The following is a 19,632-nucleotide window of genomic DNA, read 5'->3' as shown; positions in this document are numbered from 1 at the left end:
AGAGAGAGAGAGAGAGATAGGGAGAGAAGCGGACTTTGTGTCTTCAGGGGGCTTACTCAGGAAACCTGCCATGGAATGCGCGCGTCGAATGCATCGGACTTTTGCATTGGCGGATGCATATTTTTTACCATTCGTGGACTTCTAAGAAATCCGTGAGATTCGCGTAGGTAACGACTAGCAATCGTTTCCGACGGCAGCGCGATGCGAGAATCCGGGCCTACGTTATTATCGGTCAGGAAACGGGCGACGACTTGGATTACGGTCTGGTTCGTGATGCTGTCGAACGTCGTGTTGAACTCATGTCCTGAGTAAGGGAACATCACTAGGCGGGCTTCGCTGCCTTTGTCGGCTAACCGACGCGCAAAGTCTTCGATTGCCGTAGCCGGTAACAGCGGATCGTTGGCACCGGCTAGGAGCAAGGTAGGCGGGTTCGTTGATCCGATGTAGCGGCGCACGTCCACCGCGGCATAACGTGTGGGATAGCGCTGCGGCGACCCTCCAAGATAATTTGACATGTACGATCGCTGCAAATCTCTTAACTCCCCTGGATGCTCCCACGATCCTAGCGCATCAATGAGTGGGGCTTTGGCTACGACGGCTGCCACACGAGGCACACGCGGCCCGCAACTCGCATCTTGAACGCGGTGGTCGGCTGAATAGGCTGCCGCGATTGCGAGGCTCCCCCCCGCGGAAGCGCCACTGAGAGTTAGTCTGGAAATATCTATGTCGAGTTCGGCAGCATGGGCTGCTGTCCAGGCCAACGCGCACCGTACATCGTGAGTCGCTAGATCCCAGGTTGGCCGATTAGGACGCGCTAAGCGGTAATCAATACTGATTACCGTCCAGCCGGCGTCAGCGTAACTGCGTCTATTAGCTGCACCCATCTTGCGCGAACCCTCAACAAAGCCACCACCGTGAACAAACATTATAACTGGGCTTGGTCGATGTGGCAGTCTCTGACGAGGACGATAGATGTCGAGCCATAGTGGTTCGCCGCGCGGTGCAGAATAGACACGACTTTCGTCAGGGGCTGCATTCTCACTGGTGTTACGCGTCGAGAGCGTATCGACCAAGTTGATACGTGCCCCATTGCTGTGAGCTATGTAGAGGAAATGGGCGAGCACCCCACTGGCCAGCAACGCTGTAAACGATGCCGTTGCGATCAATCCCTGTGCAGCAGGGGTCGCCCGGCGGATTTGCGCGATAAGGCCGGCGGCGAGCGATGCCAGCGAGAACAAAAGAAACCAAGATGCTCGGTTGGGAACAACGTCGATCGCGTAGATCCGAACCCAGGGTATGACCGGCACGATCGCCGACATCAGCAAGATAAAACATGGGAGGATGAGTAACCAGGCACAGGTTAGTGTGCCCGTCCGGAGCAATTGCCAGATCGTCGTCATTGAACGGGCTCGTGCAATGGAGTCATAAAGGGTGATGCGGTAGTGATCGTCACCGGCTGCGGACGTGGTGAAAGCCCGAATATCTGGGCGGCGCGTGGTAGGCTGCCTAATAGAACCCGTGCAGCCATAAGTGTCAGCAACGAGAACATCAGCATCTGCAAACCATGAACGCCGCAGGCTGCCCACAGACCGAACGCCATAGGATGCCACAGATAGAAGAACAGACTGTCGCGTCCGACAGCGGCGATCGGAGCCACCGAAAGCGACAACCTTCGTACCCAGGGCAGCAGGCAGATCAGCGGCAAGCACGAGGTCAGTTCGGCCGCCACCTCGGCGGTAAGGCTAGGCGCCTGATATAACGCGCACCACCACGCAAAGCTGATCAACGCGAGCACCAATGCGGCACGTTCTTTCCAAGGGTCGGGTTCGCGGCAGGCGACCCATAAGCCGTAAAAGAAGTAGATTGGGTAGATGAAGAAGCGCCTATCAGGCATCCAAGGCGGCATCTGCGCAACCGAGTGCCCTACACCGAACAAATACATGGCCGAGATGCTGATCGGTATGGCGATGCCCAACAAAACCAGCGGCGGGCGAGGGACAACGGTGGCGGCGACAATGAACGCCATCATGACTGGTACGAACCAGAGATGGAACGGTGGTTGGACGAAAATCGAAAAAGGGGTGAGAATGTCGAGCTGCTCAGTGACCGTTAGGTAGACGATGCACGCTACTAACCAGGGTAGAACGAGGCGGCGCTGATATTTGCGCAGATGCAACAGCGGAATAGCCCGCGCGCGTTCCAGATTGAATAAGTACCCGGTGAGGCCGATGAAAAGGGGCATGCGAAGCCCTGCACCCACCCAGGTCAGGAAACTTTGCCGTTGCGTCAATTCGGAAAAATGACCGAGGATGACGGCCAAGACAAGCAGTCCCCTAAAAAGGTCAATCCCGGAATTGCGTCTTTGTGTCGTAACGTCACCGATCACTAGCATGCTGCGCCCCGCCGCATCCCGCCCTAGCAGGGAGAATGTCAGCGCACAGTTAATGCCGCTCCATCCAGTTCGTTTATTTTGGTCCCCAGCATGGTCGCCATCATCCGTCCGCGAGGTGTATCGACCTCGAACGTCATGCCGCTCATCGCAACTACCGACACGCGCCAACCCGACAGCTGGTTGAGAGTATCAAGCAGGTCCTGCGTCGAGCGCCCTCAGCGGCTGAGTTCGGTGACGAGGATCGCGTCGATGTGCCGCGCCTGCGCCAAAATGATAGTCCTCATAAACTTTCTCTACCCAATAATCGTTCGGAAGTAGGCTTCTAACAGTGACTTTCCAAAGCGTTTTAGTTGTCAGATTATTCATGATTCAGTGGTTCCATAATCGGTAGGCAATTGTCCAAATTGCACAACGTAGGTGACCTATAAATTTATGCTGCAATTTGAGACCCAGATATTACGGAGGAAAGAATATGAGATTTGGGACGCGGAGCGACAGAATGCCAGAAAAAGTAGCCGCTCTTTCACGATACAATGTGCCATATGTCTACTTCGGGTTCAGCAGAACCGCCAACCGGTGGGCGGCCACTAGGGGGCAGCTATATCTCGGAAAGATTGGCTACTCGGGCGGGAGCGGCACTGCTTGTTTTGATCGTGTGGGTTCGCTTATCGAGGGATTCCACAAGGGAGAGCTGGACGAGCCAAGCGAGCGCTGGATAAGAAAAAGCGGCCCTTTGCTGGGAGCTTGCGACTGGGATGTCTTCGCGATGGCAATGTTCGACACGATAAAGTGGGCGAAATTGGTAGAGCGTGAACTTCACGCTGTTTGGCGAGGTCTTGGGATGGGCGAGTTCGATACCCAACTAGCTGACGAATTCATCGAAAGCGGCATGGAGCCGAATGGCGTCAATGACATCGTCAGGATCTCGCCAGCGTGGCTGTCCGTGAACTGCAGCGGTTACGACGAGCTTGTCGCGAAGCACCGAGGCAACCCCTTAGCGGATCCAGTGCTTAACGCTGTGTGCGGCGTCATGCACGATCTATTCGTATCGGTATTGCCGCGGATTGGTGCGGCACATGCGCCAATGGAAAGCGTGCCAACGATGATCGCAACCATGGCCGAAAACCCGGACGGTGAGGTTCGACTGCACGATCGAGGGCCATCGCTGATAGTAAGGCTAGCTGAAGACGGCGTGCTGAACTGAATTCCGGTGGAAGCTGGAGTACTAGAGCAGTCGATAGCCGAGCGATGGCTTCCGGTAATTCTGCCAGCCTCGAGCCGCGCATGCCGACCGACTGGCGAATCGCAAACGGGACGATGCCTAAGGATGCTAACACGTCATTCTGGGTATACCCTGAGTGGGCATGGGCTTTGGTACACAAAACCCGTTCAAACAGGGTCGGTAGCAGAGAAATCGTACACCTCATTATGAGGGTCTAGAGTCTGCCTGAACACATTAGGGGTGCGCGTCTGACATTGCTGCGTCAGCCTCTGCCTGTCGACGGCGATCACGAGCAATCTTGGCGAGGAGCGTTCGACTGCACCCAGTCGCATCCATTATATCGCGCCAGCTTCGGCCATCGCGAAGAAGGCTCGAGATAGCAGCGTTGCGGGTCTTGTTCTCGGGACGGCCCTTATAAAGGCCCGCTGCCTTGGCTTTTGCAGTGCCTTCGGCTTGTCGACGACGGCGATCCTCATAGTCCTTACGGGCAACCGCGGCGAGTACGTCCAACATCATGGCGTTGACCGCTGCGAACATTCGGCCGGTGAAATCATCCGTCGGTGCCGTCAGGATCCACGACGTCGGCAGGTCGAGTGCAACAACCCGGACCTGCTTGGCGTCGATTAGATTGCGCAGCTTGATCCAGTCTGGTGAGGTGAGGCGGGAAAGCCGATCAACCTGCTCGACCAGAAGCACGTCTCCCGGCTCGCAATCCGACAGCAGGCGGAACAGCTCTGGCCGGTGAAGCTTGGCTCCACTTTCGTTTTCGACATAGCGGGCCGCAATCCGAAGCCCGTGCTCGACCGCAAACATGTCGAGGGCGCTCTTGGCGCGCGACGCATCCTGTTCGGAGGTAGAAGCGCGTAGATAGGCTCGGATGAACATCCCGTAGTCTGCTATATGTGGTGCTTATTAGTCTAGTCCTTTTTACGCCATCAGGACGGGATTAAAGTACCAGCTATTGAGAGGTCTTCGAAAGGCATACCCAAGAAGGACCAGGCGGTTCTCTTAACCGCTGCCAGATGCAAGGCAGAAGAGGCGCTCACGAAGTACAAGCCGTTTATTTCCCGTTCGCAACATCCGAGCACGCCTAATGTCGTCGAAAGCACGAAGTCGGCGAGGCTGACAGGGCCGGTAGTTCAATAGAGTCAGCGGCAGTGCCGGCGATGGCGGCGCCAGAGTGGCGCCGGTGGGATAGCGGCTTCTCGGGTCGAACTTGCAGCGTCTTTGTATCTATACTACATTAGAAGTGTTCCTGGCAGGAGCATGGCACTCGCCGTTCCGAAGCTGTTGACAGCACTGCCGCGATAAGACTGTGCACCCTTTCAGCAAGCATCCGAGCTTGAGAGGGCGGTTGGCGAGTGACGCACCGTATTCAAGCCAGGAGACCTGCTATGTTGAATGGTGACGTCCGACCCTCGACGATTGAAGGCGTCAAGCGCCTCGCAACTCAGTACCGTAAAGCGCGCGACATTAGACATGTTGAGGCGCTCGATCTGGCCGCTCAGGCTGCCCAATGCGCCAATTTTCGACACGCGCAACGCATTCTGCCTGGGCGAGATAAGCCAATCGCCCAGCCCTATGTTCTGCTGACCGTTTATTGGGTCGAGGAAAAGGGCTGGGGCGGTGGCCGCGAGACGTTCGAGGTCGCGCTTTCGAAACCGATCCTCGATATCTGTAGCAAGGCACAGCTCAAACGCCTACGCGGCTTCGGCAACATGCGCATGGTCGCTCCAGACCATTTCGTCGCCGACGAACTCGCCCGGGACCAGGACGGTGCCCGCGACCGGATCTGCAAAGCAGTGCGCTCGCTGCGCTTCGTCGAGTATACCGGGCTTCGCCCTTCGCGTGATTACCGCAAGGCCTATGCGGGCGGTACGGCCGACACCCAACTGCCTGGCAATGATCACGCAACGGAATGGGTCGATTCGGCGACGAGCCAGTTCATAGTCATCGACGAGCCATATCAAGGCGTGCCAGACGAGGCGAAGCGCGCCGCCTGGGCAGCGCGCTATGGCTGGCGCGTGGCGAAGACGGCATCGCCTGGTATGTATAACCCTTATTGTTGCGACCTGTATGTCGCGACCGATGATCGACACGGCTATGATCTTGAGGGGCTGATCGCAAAGATCGATGCTCTCCCCGCCCCGCTGGTCACAGACGATTGGTCGGGAGTATCCGCTCCCTCGCTGGACGTCTTCGTCAGCCCCGCAGCCAAGACCCCACAGGACCGACGCCGGGCGCGTTCACGAGGCACGATCTTCCCCGAGCCGAGCGCCACCACCATCCCCTATCGCATGATGTTTGGCAGCGCGGAGCGGCGCCCAGCAGGTGGGCCGGGGGTCGAAGCGCACATCGAATTCGGGCGGATGATCAAGGCGGTGCTTCGGTCGTCGCAGCGGCCGTACGGCGTTTATAAGCGCATGAACTCTTTGCGCTCGACGCTCGAGGATTGGTTGGCGCTCGAGATCGGGCGCGGCCAACTCGAGGGCCCCGAATTCTTCGACGTCTACTATCACGAGGAAGATGACGACGCGACCTATGCCGACGCCTCGAGGTCCCGGACAGGCTTGCTCGGTATCCTCGACGACCTGCGCGTAAAGCTCGCCGGTGCGTACCCCGATTGCGGTCCGCTGCGTCGGCAACTTCACAAGATCGATATGTCCGCCTCCTTTATCCGAAAGATGAAAACGAAGACCGGTTAAGCAGCCGTGGTTTCCTGCGACTTACCCGTCCTGCGCGATTGCGGCCAATCACTCGTGGTTGGCTGCTACGCGCCAATCGACTTTGCGCCGATCCAAACCCAGCCGATGGCGCGTGACCTGATCAGTTTTCGTTGTGATTGCGCTCTAGAGACCGATTCACATTTTCGAGCATCGTTCCTGCCCAATCGCCAAGGGCTGGATCATTGATCCACGAAGCAAGCGGGGCCTTGAAGCTCGTTAGGTGTGGGTTGAGCGAGCCGCCCCAGGAGCTGGGGTAGATACGCAGGCGCAGCGCCTCGCCAAACCGCTTGCTACTACCATATAGCGTGGCGAGCTTCTGGAGTGCGGGATGCCAAGTCCATTCATCGTCCTTCTGTTCGAGGATCGGGAAGAAGGTGAGGAGGAACGCAATGCGGCCATCGGGATCGATGGCAACCCAGTCGAGCATGAGCTTGAGCGGCGTTTCGAATAGGGCCCCAGCGCCGATGCGCGAGACATCATAGGCAAAAAGCTTGGTCGCAGAAGTGATCGCGTTGAGCCGCTCGCGCTCGATCCGTGTCGCGATCTCATAGAAACTGGCGAGTATGGGCCAGAGTTCTGCTGGCGCTCGCTGGGTGATTATCGCGAGCGCACCGCGTAGTACGTCCGAAGGGCGGCCTCGCCGCGGACCAGTTGTGCGGCAGGCCTGCACAACCTGCAGGGCAAAGTGGTGAACGAAATCGGCGTCGATCCCGCCTGCGGTGTCGATCAGGCGGAGCATCCGATCGTAGGTATAGTCGGAGTTGGAAGCGCTGCCCTCGGCATCGTCGGCGATCGATGGGGAGAGAATTGCCAGCTTCGCAAGGTCGACGATCTCTGGCGCAATGGCCTTCTGGCCATGGGTCACCATCGAAAGAATCTCGAGCGCGGCCCATGCGCCACCATCGTCGCGGCGATCGATGAGCGCGATGATGAACCCCGCGAGCGCGGCGTAGCCTACCTCCTCGAGGCCGCGTCCATAGGAAATTGAGACGCTTTGAGCCGGTGTAACGCGGCCATCGCGGACATCGTTCGTGAAAGCGTCCAGGCGATCATCGGTGACACGGAGCGAGGTCACGATGTGCATCGGGTTGGCAGCGAGCACGTCCGATGTCTTCGCGATGGTCTCAAGCGTGCCGACGTCGTCGGGCCGGTCCTGAAGCTGGCGATCGAGAGCCGACAGGAGTGAAGCAACGAAGGTCGCGCCGGCGCGCGTGCCACTCGCGTCCAGCGCGGCCACTGCCTGCGCAAAGGTGTGGAGCGGATCGAGCAGTTCCGATGCCAAAGCGTGCGCGAATACCTGCGGCGCGTTCATTTCTTCGCTCGCCATCAGCCGGATGGCGCGTGCAAGCTGATCCGGGTTTCCTGCGATCTCGGGCACAAGCGCTTGCACTCGGCGTGTCGAATATTCGTAGTCGGGATTCTCCTGATCCTGCGCGTAGCGTTTGTCGGGATCGCGTAGGTCCGACATCCAATATCGGCTATGGAGACGGACCAGATCGACCGGGTCGGTCGGCAGGGTCGTGTCGAACAGCGCACGCACGGCGAGGGAGAAGTTAGTCGGCTTTTCGGGCCGGTCAAAATAGAGCCAGTCGCCGATGCCATGAGTCGCGGCGAACCAATGACCCGAAGCAGCGACCACATCTTTGACGAAAATTTCGAGGGTGGGTAGCAGTTCGGGCGAGATGAGATTGCGAATTCCGCCTGCGACATGCTCCTCAATTACCGGTCGCAGTTCGATGTCCTTACGCCAAAGACCGAGCAGGCGCTCAAGCGCCCAGTCGAAATAGGCGTTGATCGTGCCGTGATCGTCGGGCGCCCATTCCGGATGATAGGCTTCGGCACCAATCTGCTCGAACTCTTCTGACCGAGAAATATGGGTCTGAATCATCGCCCCGAGTGCTTCGACACCGACGCGGCGGATGCGCGGATCGTCCTCTTCGAGTGCCTCCTTCAGTGCGGCACGCCGACTGCGATCGTCGGCCTGTGTACCGGCAAGCGCTACTTGGAAGAGCTGGCGCAACAGCCGCATGATTGGTTGTAAAGGCTCCGTCGGTGCAACAGCAGCGAGCCGCAACACGATCTGCGCGGCAGGGCGGAAGCTGTCCTGACGCGAGGCGAGGAGACGCAGCGCGTCGACGAGTTCGTCAGTAACCGCGATGGCCTCGACATCGGCAAGCGGGGCACGGACGATCGCCCAGTAGAGGGCTGATCCCGTCCGGTCCGGTTCGACATGAACGAAAGCCGAGAGATAAGATGCTACGTCGGAATGCACGATGTTCATACCAGCAAACGAGTCGCGCAGCAGCAAAACGATCACTTCGCTAAGTGTCCGGGAACGCGCAAGGAAGCGCCAGCGCGCGAGCATGGCGTTTCGGTGCAATGGTTGCGCGCTGACAAGAAATGAGATGAGGGTTGAGGGGCGTAGATAATCGAGGCGGCGCAACGCGAGGAAGTCGGCAATCGGACGGGGCTGCGCCGTCATCGTGCCACGATTGCGTTCCACGAGGTGCTGCCGGCCGGCGATGACGAGGTTCTCGTACACTAGCTCACCCTTCATATGGACTAACGTTTCGGCAAGGTCATCGAAGGCGGCCGGAGTGTCATCCGGCGAGAGACAGTCGAAGAGCGAAAGGCATTCGAGAGCCCGGACAGTCTCACGCTCGGCGCCGGCCGCATCCAGAATCTGCTGCGCGACGTCGTCAACAGACTTCAGGATCGCGTTCTTCTCATAGCTCGCTGTCGCGAGCACGGCAATTCGAGGGAAGCCGTCGCAAAGTTCTGCAATGTAGTCGAGTTCGTCGCCCTTGGCCTTGGTGAGCTTCGCTTTTAATATCCCCCTAATTGTCGCCCGATCGGCTTTGGTGGGCCGGATCATGACGCAATGATCATCATGGTCGACACCTTCGGCGCCGACCGTGATCACGCGAAGCTGGCTATCTTCTGTACGGGCAAGCGCGTTCAGCCTGCGAGCCTTGTCGAGTGGGCATCCGTCAACAACGAGAACTGCGGCCGCTCCTTCCTTTACAATCTGATTTGCGACATCCCAAAGGCGGTCCCTGACCTGGCCGAAATCGCAGAAGATGAAGTTGGCGGAGGTAACTCCTCCAAGGAGATCGGTGCTCGTGCTGAGTGCATGATAGAGCGCGCGGGTCTTGCCTATCCCCGAGGCGCCCCAAATGCGAACGGAAGCGCCGGGCTCGTCCAGCTCCGCCGAAAGGCGTGCGGCTAGCTGGGAAAACTCGATCGCGTCGGCCTCATTGCGGCCGAGCGAGAATTTGCGGTCGGGGCTGTCAACGAACGGGGGCGCGGCAACGTCAGTGCGTTTTCCCCAATGATCGAGCGTCGAAAAGCCGGCGAGGTCAATCGCGGCGTGCCGCTGCTTGATCCAGACGGCTACGCCGGGGTGTACGCTGGCCCAAGCCGCAAGCTTGTTCCCCTCATAGATATCTACCGTGGCAAGATCGGCGGGGTTGCCACCAGCGGTCGTTATGCCCTTCTTGATCGCGGTTACCCGGTCAGCCGGTTTGTCGCCGACAAGCGCCTTGGCAGTGATGCCAACGTAGCTGCCGCCGCGCGCGAGCACGTCGCGCACTGCATCATTGAGGATCTTGACCGGGACAGTCTTCTTTTGAGTCGGTTTGGTCCAGACCTCCTGTTCCCACTGTACGTTGCCGGTGTCCTTCGCCTTGCATTGAAAGACGATATCGCGACCGGGGAAGTAATCGGTCGAGGCCTCGCCTCCGGTCCAGATAATGCTGGCGTCCTGCCCGCCATCAGCAACAGTGATTTGGAGAGGAACATGAACCCCACGCATCGGAACGCCCGCCTTGCGAGCCTCGGCGTACAGGAGGCGACGCAGTAGCTCGACAAGCTCATCGCCAGTGAAGTCTTTGATCTCGTTGGGATGGACTGTGAACATGCCACCTTCCTAGCGTCGCCGCCTCGTCAGCGAAACGACCGTATTGCCAACAGGGGAGGGGCGGATACGCCTCGTTAAGTGACGGTATTGAACTTATACCGTCCGGTATCGACGATCGTTCCAATGCTGCCAACTTTTGAACTAGTGATCATACCGCCAAACGCGAGTAGCCCGCCGGCTTGGCTTCGCGGCCTATGGACGGATATCGGGAGTTTGCTTAGAGCCGGGCTGAATTTACGATTTCTTCGACGAGTGTGGCGGGCCACACCCGCCCAAGCTGCGCGTCGCCAACGTCGTTGGTATGAAACCGACCGGAGTAGATACCGACGAAGCGGCACCCACCGTCGCCGGCAGCCATTCGACCGTGGGCGTCTTCAAGCTCGATCTCGCCGTGGGCGCGCTGAATCACTGGTGATCCCGACATTCCTGGCCGCGATGCTGTATCAACGATCAAATAGCGTTGCGCATCGTGGCCCGTGAAATAAGGCTCGCTTGCGAAGCTCCCCTGCTTCCAGACCGGCAGACCTAAACCTTGCCGGCCGAACGGGAAGCCGAGGATGAAAAGCGGAAATCCGACACGCTGCTTGAGGGGAACGGTACGGATAGCGTTCATTGGCATCGTGGCGATGACGTCGGGCCGCGGCAATGATATCGGCAGCGCGACGACATCTACCGTACGCCCGTGTCGCTGGTGCTCACTCCATAACGGTTCGCCATCGCTGGCCACAGTGGGGATGTCGATGATAAGGGGCGGGATCGCACGATCTAAATACGGCATGTGAAGCCGGAGGTGATCAGGAATACCGCCCATTTGAGATAGGCACTCGTTCGTCTCGGGGTTTCGCCCTGCCACCACGTGCCAATTCGTCACCAGGGCAAGCTTGCCGTCGTACCTCAACCATAAAAACGCGGTTGCTTGGCTGAGCTGTGTCTCACGAAAATGTGGCTCGACATAAAGCGGGACCAGCGAACAGGGATCTATTCCTGGGGCGGTCATCGCCGTTCGGCCAACGCGGCACTGCGGAGAAGGTAGACGCTGACGGCAGAGGCGACTGTCACGACAAGTTCGGCCTCTTCGAAGCGTGGCTCACGACCCTCCTGGATGTGGCGTCCCTGTTCAGACGCGAAACCCCACAGCCGGTGCAGAGCGCCGTCCAGGGGAGCAGGAAGCGTCAATCTGGGGATGATCTTCCCGAGCGTATCCTTGCTGCTGTCGATCTCCCGGGCGACACATTCGAGCGCCGCCATCGCATGTTGGATTGCGCCTGTAACGTCGGCATTGGGACGGCGCGAGATGTCGATCAGCGCTTCGTGGATCTCCGTCGCGGCCGTCACTTTGCCCGCGTTGCGCATGGTTGAAACCGCCTCCTTCGACGCGATTGTAAAAGCTTCCGAGCCTCGCGCGATGATGGAGCCGTTCTCCATTTGCCAGCCGACGCCATGCTCGCGGAACAACTGGTTCAGCCGTCGCTCGAATTCGACCTGCTTGGTACCAGAATAATCGTCTTTCCGTATTTCGCCATGGAGGCGCTCAGCGATGTCATAGACATTGTACCAGGGAGCCTCACCGATCAGACGCGAAACCTCGCCCTCCACATTCCCAGGCGACCAGTTGCCGGGGTCTGGCCGCTTGAGCAGCACTTCGCAGATCATGGCTCGAAGTCCTGATGGACCCATGCCGCCCGCGTAGCCGAGCATGAGGACCCCCGCTCGGATTTCCTCCGGCGCATCTTCGCGAATGGTGATTTCGCGCTCGTCACCGTGGTAGCCGTGCCGGTCCGAAAAGCTTGATCCGAAATCGTTCATGACGACCGCCATAGCATGGCGATCCCTGCTCGCCGACCTTACCTAATACGACGATGTCGTTTCTTCACACCATCTTTACGTCCGACCAGATAAAGGCGATCGATGCAGCGCCGCTTTTTGCGGGCGATCGGCATCCGACATGGAGCGCGCTGTTCCAACAGCAGGCCAGCGCGACGGATTTCCTGACGCGGAAAGCGGCCGATGCCCTTGCTTGCCTGCCTGACCAGCGCGAAGCGATGCTCAACGTCATCGAAAGGGCGGCGGGTACTGAGAACATTCCAGACGCAGCGGCCGCATTGGCTGAATTGCGTGCGTTTGGCGCGATGCTGGAGGCGGGGTTTAGTGTCCAGCCGATTACTGCCGGCGGTAAACGCGGTGCAACCCCCGATTTCGTAGTCAATGCCGGCGACGGAGAAGTTACAGTTGAAGTGCATGCGCGGCACGAGGCGGGACAGCAGACGACGTTTCGCCAAGCTGTCGCGAATGGCAAAGAGCTACCCGGCGTCGATCGCCGATCAGAGAAGGTCGGAGATCACACAGTCACTTTCACTACGACGGCGTTGTATCCGGGCGGCAAGCCCGATCCGAACAATCCGTTTGACTCGATTCAGGCAAACGTGATCAGCAGGCTATGCCGGGCCAAGGATAAAGAGGCTCAGCGTCGGGAGGGCGTGCCCTCAGTTCTGTGGCTTGACCTCAGCCGTTTCGGAGCGATGACGCACACGCTGCTCGAGCAAACGATCCCGCTGGTTTCGGGCCACGTTGGTCTGACTTCCGGTGCGATCTGGCACGCTTTTTATGGATGGAAGGGGGCGCCGATCCTCGAAGAGGGAAATCGTAAGCGTATCGAGATGGGCCACGAAGGCCGCTTCCGTCTCACAGGCACTAAGAAGAGCCACCTTGCTGCAGCTATCATCTGTTTCGAGAAGGGTCTGGTCCTATTTGAGAACCCTTGGGCGGATATCCCCCTACCACATATGTTCCGCCGTCGTTGTGAGCGGCTTCCTTGGTTCAAGCTCGGCCACAGTGTCGCTGATTGGGCGCCGGGAGAAACCGAAACTCTAATTACGCTGGCCGCGAAGCGGATTGCGGCTCTCGCAGCCGAAAGGCACTCTTCGTGATCGACGTCTGGGACATCGAGACGTTCGACGCCGAGCTTCGTTCGTTTCTGGAACAGCATGCCGAGTTGATCCGCAACTTCTGGGCGGAGTCGCGGCGCTTGTTCGAGGAACGGGAGAAGCAGACGGTTCGGGGCTTTCATGAGCAGAACGTGTTCGGGCCTCCGCACAGCGCCCTATACGCCGACGTTACCGTCATGATGGCCGAGCGCACTATCCGCGCCTGGCACTACACCCGGCTGACCGATGGTGAGGCTGCGATGATCAAAGCGAAGGGCATGCACCCGATGTCGCTTAATTTGATACGACGAAGGCTCGACGCGATGATCGAGGCCGGTGAGCTTTCGTCCACGGTCGGCGACAACTTGTTCGCAGCTAGCCCCTACCACGAGCAGATCGACGGCAATCGGAACGGCAAGATTTGGCTGTCATCGCAACCGTTCGAGATGGACGACAGCATGGTGACCGGGCTGGTCAACGGTTGGGGTGGAGAATCTCTCAACTTTGCCCATCAAGAGGGGCCAATTGCCGACCTGCTGGGATCGATCGGACGACCCCGCGTCATCGAGTTTGCGTTGCCGTTGCGGATCACCACGAGGATCGAGAGTGCTGCCAAGGATGTCGTCGACACATATTCGTTTGCGCTCGACTGTCAGGGGGCCTGGGGCGGTGGATCGGATATCGTTGTGGTCGAGCCGATTCCGCCCGAGCTGATACTCGCCATCCATTCCCCTGCGGAAACGGACTATGAGAGGTTTGGCCGGGGCTACCCCGCTCGTTGGGCGTCTCACCGGCATTAAGATTTAATGAGGCACGGCGGAGGTGGAAGTGGCCCTGTCGGTGAGCATCGCGCTCACAACCTTAACGTTATCGTTGGGCACCTTTCCCTTTACTTTATCTCCATAAGGCCATTTCGAAAAATTTTCTCGGGAACAGATTTCGAGAAAAGCCCGCATAGAAAGAGCCGGGTTGACTCAAAGACACCAGCTATTCCACGATTCTTCGTTTGCACTCAGTAAACCACTGACCGCGACGCTCCGTATTCCAGCCTCTTAAGCGGTCATTTGGTTCAGGTATGGGCGGAGCGACGCCGATACAGCTTCAAACTCCAAGGTCCTGAGGACCGACTTTTTCTCGGTCAAGTCTATCACTTTTCCGTTCTCCACCTTCCGGCCATGTAGTGATACTGTCCCGAGCACGACTTGGGCCTGTTCGGGTCGTTCGGAAATGATGAGGTCGATCATCTTGGCGACGTTCGTGTCGTCCTGGTCTTGCTGATTGGGGCTATCGACGACGATCGGCCCAAAAACTGAAGAGGAGTACTTCGAGATCGTCTGGATTATCGCAAGAAAATATGAAAGGACAGCTCGCGGTAGATCGCTGCCGGTTTCGCGGATCCTGGCGGGGATCTTGATCACCTCGTCTGCACTAAAATTCGTCACGTCCAGACGCCTGAGATATCGCAACATTAACTCTGAGTAGAACCTCACGATTGTATCGCGCCGAGCCTTGTCTTTGAGTTTTTCAAGACCTGTGGCGATGTCTTTGATGTCGCCGACAATTTTCCCGATCTGCGAATTCAGATCGTTGATCTGTTCGTCGAACATGTCAGATGCTATCCTGCGCCCTCGACTTTCGATTACCTCAAACAGGCTTATGTCCCCCTTCTTTGACTCGATGGACGTCTGGATCTCCACGATGGCCCGATCCGCGAGGCGCACTTCGGCCTCCGCCTTCACTGCCTTCGAAGTGAGCTCAGTTACCCGGCTTCTTGCCTCTGAGAAAAACTCGAAACAGGACTCGCGATCCTGAACGATGCCATAGCGGTTAGCGAAGTCGTTTTGATGGTTCGTACCGCACGTAGGGCAGAACACTTCCTCGGGAAGTTCGGCAGCGAAAGTCGCATCCTTCTCTAGTTCGACTATCGACGCCCTTACGATCTGGAGCTGCTGCTCGATTAGCATCCTCTCGTCCTGAGCGGCTGCCAATTGCTTCGCCCGTTCCTGACGCACAGTCCGGACAGATTGGATACGGCCGAGGAGTTGTTCGATGGCCAGCTCGTGCCCTTCGATGGAAAGCTCTAATCCATCGAACTGAACCTCCAGCTTGAAGCGCTCGACAGCTTTTTGAATAACCCTACGATCCGCCTCGAGAGTGCGCTGATCGAGCTGCAGTCGACGCTTCTCTGCCTCCAGCCGATAATATTCATTCGGAAGGATGCCGGTGTGAAACTCTAGCAGCGGCTTGCGGAAGTCGGCGTACTGGCCAAGGCTGTCGAAGGAATCTAACGGTTTCGTCCAGCCGCTATCCTGATCGATATAGAACGGCAGGAACGCGTAAGCCGGTGGCGGGATCTCCGGTGCGCCCTGTCGGTTCGTTAGAACCAAATGGAAGTCGAGCAGATCTGCGAGGTACGGCGCAAGCTCCTTGGTGATCTGACCTGTGACGAGCAGCATCCGTCCGCCCTCGTCGAATACGCCGATCGAATTGTGATCGCGTACGATCCGGTAGCGGGTGTTGTTGACCGTGAAGGTGACCATCGCCTTCACATTGGCTGCCGACCACGTCGGATGGGTTATGGCCGGCGATGCTCCGAAAGCCCAATAGAGGCTCTTGATGACTGACGACTTTCCAACGTCATTCGTCCCCGTTATCACCGTCATCAGAGGGTGAAAGTCGATCTTGCGGCCCTTGCGTTCGCGAAGAGACAACAACTCCAAGGACTCGAAGCGCAGTACTTTCATCATTTTTCTTTCGAAGATTTCTGACAAGTAGCGAGTATCGGCGATATCGATTGTCGCTCATCGTTTCAGCTCGTAGAGAATTACAGCGCTGATGAAGTGGGTATCTGCGCCCGGTCGCCAGGCTCTAACGATCGGGCCGACAGTCGTAGCGACAGCCTCGATGAGGCTGGCGTAGTCCTCGGCGTCCTCCAGTGCTGGATCTATGATCGAACGCACCTTCTCCGTGAAGGCGATCGTCGCGGCGTTAGCACGCGAATGGAGCAGCACCTCGTATTCGCGCCAAGCGCGTTCGATCTTCACTTTGTCAGCGAACGCCCCTTTAAGCTCGGCCGCGACCGGCGCCCATTCGGGCCGACTGTCATGCTGATCCCGAGCCTGAGACAGCCACTTGACCATATCGGCCCTGGTGACGAACTTAGATGACTTAAGCTGCTCGAAGTCGGAAACGTCCGCGAGCTTCTTAGAACGCTTGCGGCAGTGATCATTCAATGCGAGCGCAAACGGCTTGGTTGGAATGTGGGAGCCAAGCTCCGAATCGAGGAATTCAGCAATCTGTCCGATGACCGTATTCTCGTAGCTTGTTAGATTGAGATGAGAGAACACGAAAAAGAACAGGCTGGTGTGCTCGGTGTACTTAAACTCGGGTGATTCAGCTGACAGCGCCGTGACGAACTTCTGCAGCTTCGCCTGCTCCGAAGTCGAAAATCCCTTCTCGCCGTGCACCGCGATTACTTCTGGCAGAGGCTGGTTGCTGACAAAGGCGAGCTTCACGACAGTCGCCCCAAACCGCGAAAAATTTTCGAACATCCTACCAGCAAACGATGGCTTCTTGCCAGTCTTTGAAGAAGTTCGCATCGTGATCTTGGCAAACGACCAGTTGCCGGTCTCTTTGGTTTTTACTTGATAGAATGTGGCGCTACTTGGTTTATCAGCGTCGTCCAAAGAAACGATATCATCATGGAATTCGAATGCGACGGCATAGTTTTCCCCGGCTTCGTGCAGCTCAAGCAGGCGAGATAGGCCCCATGCCGTCTGGTAGTCGAAACGGTCATATGCTGTCCGCCCTCCCTCCTCACGTTGGGGAACGGTAAGCAAAGCGTCTTTGATCGGCAAAATGACCCCCCCGTTGATCGGGAGAAGACTACACGTTTCCGTATGGTGCTCAACGGCATGAATGCGACAGCTGATCCTGAGACGCTGTACAGGTAGGATACCGGCTACGCCCGCGTTTAAAACGCTTTGCCTACCGTCCGCGTTGGAGAGACTAGGCTGCCAACGACGCAAACCTACCCATCCGCTGGTTAAAGAGCATCATCCTACATGGTCCGCTTCCGCGCGAAGCCGCCGTTCGCCAAGCGCTCTCATTCATCGCGGTCAACAGGACGCCCGATACCAGCTGCGACGATCGCGTCGCGGACGCGCCGAAAGAAGCTTGCGGGCAGATAGCCATAGCTGACAGAGGGCTCGCGGCCGGGCACAGGGCGAATATCGTAGCCGGGCCAGGCAAACCGGTTCCACTCAGTGATGATGATCCACGACCGATCGCTCGACAGACCCAAGTCGCGGCGAACGGCTTCCGGCACTTCGATCGCTAACTGATCGCGGGTAGGGGCCTTGGTGGTGAGCGGCACGACGTGCACCTGATCGATCCCATCCTTCTGACGGGTCACCAGAACAACGGCGACGGGCCGGTCCTTTATACCTTCATCGCGGCCTTTAACGTACTCATATTCCCACAGGTAGCTGTAGTTAAGGACTTCACCCGGTTGCGGCAGCGTTGAGCCTTTTTTCGGCGTCTTGGGCGCCGCGGCCGGGTTCGACGCCGCGGATGGCTTCGAGGGTTTCGTCATCAAGATCCTCCACGCGGCCGGCGATCCGTTCACGACGGCGCAGACGCTCATATTCATCGACGGGGACCATGACGAAGCGCACGCGGCCGTTCCGGCTAACGCCGACCGGGCGGATCATTGCCTCGTCGGAATAGCGGCCGAACTGCTTTTGCAATTCGCCCGAGGGTACGATTTCCATGCTCGTCGCCATGAGCGGGTGTTCCTGTGCTGGATGCGTTGCAGGCTGCTGCCTTGCGCGGCGGGATCTCGATCGCATGCCGGCTGCTGCCTGTACGCGAGGGGCTCGGTCGCGCGTGCGGGTTCAGCCTGCACTCGCGGATCGTGGTAAAAGCACGACCGGCTTAAAGCCGATATCGATGAAATAGGGAAAACAGGGATAAACGTCAAGACACGTCAAGCTTGGAGAGCCCGTCGAAAAGGCGAAGAAGGAATGAAGTGGAGAACGCGAAATATTCGGCAAATCATTCTAGCGATAAACCTCATTCCTGCTAGAAGATGCTGGCGTGAAATTGGCCATTCGCGTACCCAACCAGTGCCGCAAAACGTGGCCTCTGGGCTATTTCGATGATCGAGCGAACCGACGTGTCACACGATGCCGAAACTGACATGAGCCGGGCCACTGGCCTCGTCTTGGCCGATCAAGTCAGCGCGCTCGCCGCATACCTACCCGATCTCGCACCGGATGATCGCGAGCGGGTCGATGGCTATGTCGCTCGCGCGTCGGCGGAAGCGACGCTGCGCGCCTACCAATCCGACTGGCGGCTCTTTTGCGCCTGGTGCGAGGAAAGCGGATATCAATCGCTGCCCGCGATGCCGGCGATCGTTGCCGCCTTCCTGACCTTACTGGCTGAGCGCGGGTTTGCGCCACGGACGCCGCATCGGGCTCGTGGAGGGCGCGAGGCTTTGGCGAAGCCGCTCGGGCGTTCAACGATCGGTCGACGGCTATCGGCAATCGTCTTTGCGCACCGTGCAGCGGGGTTCGATCCGCCGACGCAACAGCCAGACGGCGCGCGGCTGGAAAAAGCCATGCGTGCCATCCGCCGCGACAAGCGCGACGATCCGTCGGGAAAGAAGCGCCCCGCAGACGGCGACGTGTTGCGTGATATGTTGCGGACGATCGATGGCGGGGATCTTCGGTCGTTCCGTGACCGAGCCTTGTTGGCGATCGGGATGGCCGGGGCGTTTCGTCGCTCCGAGTTGGTGGCGATTACCGTGGGCCGGGTGTCGGACGATACGCGCGGGCTGCTGATCCGCGTACCGACGTCGAAGACCGACCAGGAGGGCAGGGGGCATAGCGTCGCCATTCCCGATGGCCGGCGCCTCGAGCCGGTGCGCCATTATCGCGCCTGGCTGGCGAAGGCCGGGATCGAGAGTGGGTCTGTGTTTCGCAAGCTGACACCACAAGGGCGGCTGACCGCACAGCCGATGAGCGCGCAAGGTGTGGCGCTTGTTGTGAAAGCTGCCGCTCGATCCGCGGGCTATCCGGAGGCCTTATTCTCCGGGCACTCACTGCGAGCTGGGTTTCTTACCGAAGCAGGGCGGCAGAATGCCAATCTGTTCAAGATGCGTGAGCATAGCCGCCATGCCTCGATCGACATGGTCGCCGAGTATGTCCGCGATCACGAGCGCTTTCGGGAACATGCGGGCGAAGGGTTTTTGTGATTGCGTCAGCCGTGGAGCGGTGAGAACGAATGCGAGGGACACCAAAGTTCGTGCTTTCGACGACACTCCCGCTGCTCACCGCTTCGTCATCCTAAAATACGTCCGGGTTAAACTCGACGATTCGAGAATCAGGTATCGCCGTCCCAGTCGATGCCGCGGCCCGCTGAACGACCTTCGTGTCGCCGGTTGTTTC

15 protein-coding genes are annotated in these 19,632 nt (G+C 58.4%); 5 read left to right on the top strand and 10 right to left on the bottom strand.

Annotation, left to right across the window (positions count from 1 at the left end; translation table 11 throughout):
- Positions 1-56 precede the first annotated feature (56 nt).
- Both AC3D24_RS21455 and AC3D24_RS21450 read right to left on the bottom strand, forming a co-directional pair.
- A complete protein-coding gene (locus AC3D24_RS21455) occupies positions 57-1,400 on the bottom strand; it encodes an alpha/beta hydrolase (protein WP_489033526.1) in 1,344 nt (447 codons plus the stop codon).
- Positions 1,397-2,392: an acyltransferase family protein gene (locus tag AC3D24_RS21450; RefSeq protein WP_489033524.1), complete on the bottom strand. Its 996-nt coding sequence runs from the start codon at positions 2,390-2,392 to the stop codon at positions 1,397-1,399. Before AC3D24_RS21450 ends, AC3D24_RS21455 begins: the two co-directional genes overlap by 4 nt.
- 499 nt (positions 2,393-2,891) lie before the next feature.
- Between AC3D24_RS21450 and AC3D24_RS21445 the strand changes: the two genes are divergently transcribed.
- On the top strand, positions 2,892-3,596 hold the full coding sequence (locus AC3D24_RS21445) for a hypothetical protein (protein ID WP_489033523.1): 705 nt from the start codon (positions 2,892-2,894) through the stop codon (positions 3,594-3,596).
- 252 nt (positions 3,597-3,848) lie between these two features.
- Here the strand turns inward: AC3D24_RS21445 and AC3D24_RS21440 are convergent, their stop codons facing one another.
- Positions 3,849-4,499, bottom strand: coding sequence for a recombinase family protein (locus tag AC3D24_RS21440; protein ID WP_489033521.1), 651 nt, complete (start codon positions 4,497-4,499; stop codon positions 3,849-3,851).
- A 476-nt stretch (positions 4,500-4,975) separates the two neighbouring features.
- Between AC3D24_RS21440 and AC3D24_RS21435 the strand changes: the two genes are divergently transcribed.
- The gene (locus AC3D24_RS21435) at positions 4,976-6,319 is read left to right on the top strand and encodes a DUF5623 domain-containing protein (RefSeq protein WP_489033520.1); all 1,344 of its coding nucleotides are present in this window, start codon (positions 4,976-4,978) and stop codon (positions 6,317-6,319) included.
- 121 nt (positions 6,320-6,440) lie between these two features.
- Here the strand turns inward: AC3D24_RS21435 and AC3D24_RS21430 are convergent, their stop codons facing one another.
- From AC3D24_RS21430 to AC3D24_RS21420, 3 genes are all read right to left on the bottom strand, one after another.
- Complete coding sequence (locus AC3D24_RS21430) at positions 6,441-10,259, bottom strand: hypothetical protein (RefSeq protein ID WP_489033519.1); 3,819 nt, start codon at positions 10,257-10,259, stop codon at positions 6,441-6,443.
- A 217-nt stretch (positions 10,260-10,476) separates the two neighbouring features.
- Positions 10,477-11,256 (bottom strand): trypsin-like peptidase domain-containing protein, encoded by a 780-nt coding sequence (locus tag AC3D24_RS21425; protein WP_489033518.1) that lies wholly within the window; start codon positions 11,254-11,256, stop codon positions 10,477-10,479.
- Positions 11,253-12,077 (bottom strand): AbiJ-NTD4 domain-containing protein, encoded by an 825-nt coding sequence (locus AC3D24_RS21420; protein WP_489033517.1) that lies wholly within the window; start codon positions 12,075-12,077, stop codon positions 11,253-11,255. Before AC3D24_RS21420 ends, AC3D24_RS21425 begins: the two co-directional genes overlap by 4 nt.
- Before the next feature lie 41 nt (positions 12,078-12,118).
- Between AC3D24_RS21420 and AC3D24_RS21415 the strand changes: the two genes are divergently transcribed.
- Together AC3D24_RS21415 and AC3D24_RS21410 are read left to right on the top strand one after the other, a co-directional pair.
- Positions 12,119-13,186, top strand: a complete 1,068-nt coding sequence (locus AC3D24_RS21415; RefSeq protein WP_489033516.1) for a hypothetical protein — start codon at positions 12,119-12,121, stop codon at positions 13,184-13,186.
- Positions 13,183-13,983 (top strand): hypothetical protein, encoded by an 801-nt coding sequence (locus tag AC3D24_RS21410; protein WP_489033515.1) that lies wholly within the window; start codon positions 13,183-13,185, stop codon positions 13,981-13,983. Before AC3D24_RS21415 ends, AC3D24_RS21410 begins: the two co-directional genes overlap by 4 nt.
- 252 nt (positions 13,984-14,235) lie before the next feature.
- Here the strand turns inward: AC3D24_RS21410 and AC3D24_RS21405 are convergent, their stop codons facing one another.
- The 4 genes from AC3D24_RS21405 to AC3D24_RS21390 all read right to left on the bottom strand — a co-directional run bounded on the left by AC3D24_RS21405 (position 14,236) and on the right by AC3D24_RS21390 (position 17,967).
- Positions 14,236-15,927, bottom strand: coding sequence for a hypothetical protein (locus tag AC3D24_RS21405; RefSeq protein ID WP_489033514.1), 1,692 nt, complete (start codon positions 15,925-15,927; stop codon positions 14,236-14,238).
- 57 nt (positions 15,928-15,984) lie between these two features.
- Positions 15,985-17,040 carry a dsDNA nuclease domain-containing protein gene (locus AC3D24_RS21400; RefSeq protein WP_489033512.1) on the bottom strand — a complete coding sequence of 352 codons (1,056 nt, stop codon included), beginning with the start codon at positions 17,038-17,040 and terminating at the stop codon, positions 15,985-15,987.
- 248 nt (positions 17,041-17,288) lie between these two features.
- Positions 17,289-17,777 carry a hypothetical protein gene (locus tag AC3D24_RS21395; protein WP_489033510.1) on the bottom strand — a complete coding sequence of 163 codons (489 nt, stop codon included), beginning with the start codon at positions 17,775-17,777 and terminating at the stop codon, positions 17,289-17,291.
- Positions 17,686-17,967, bottom strand: a complete 282-nt coding sequence (locus tag AC3D24_RS21390; RefSeq protein ID WP_132834004.1) for a type II toxin-antitoxin system Phd/YefM family antitoxin — start codon at positions 17,965-17,967, stop codon at positions 17,686-17,688. Before AC3D24_RS21390 ends, AC3D24_RS21395 begins: the two co-directional genes overlap by 92 nt.
- A 416-nt stretch (positions 17,968-18,383) precedes the next feature.
- Between AC3D24_RS21390 and AC3D24_RS21385 the strand changes: the two genes are divergently transcribed.
- On the top strand, positions 18,384-19,439 hold the full coding sequence (locus AC3D24_RS21385; RefSeq protein ID WP_489033507.1) for a site-specific integrase: 1,056 nt from the start codon (positions 18,384-18,386) through the stop codon (positions 19,437-19,439).
- The last annotated feature ends 193 nt before the right edge of the window (positions 19,440-19,632 follow it).

The sequence above is a fragment of the Sphingomonas sp. SL1004 genome (assembly GCF_057815015.1).
This window is presented reverse-complemented; position numbering and strand designations above follow the sequence as displayed.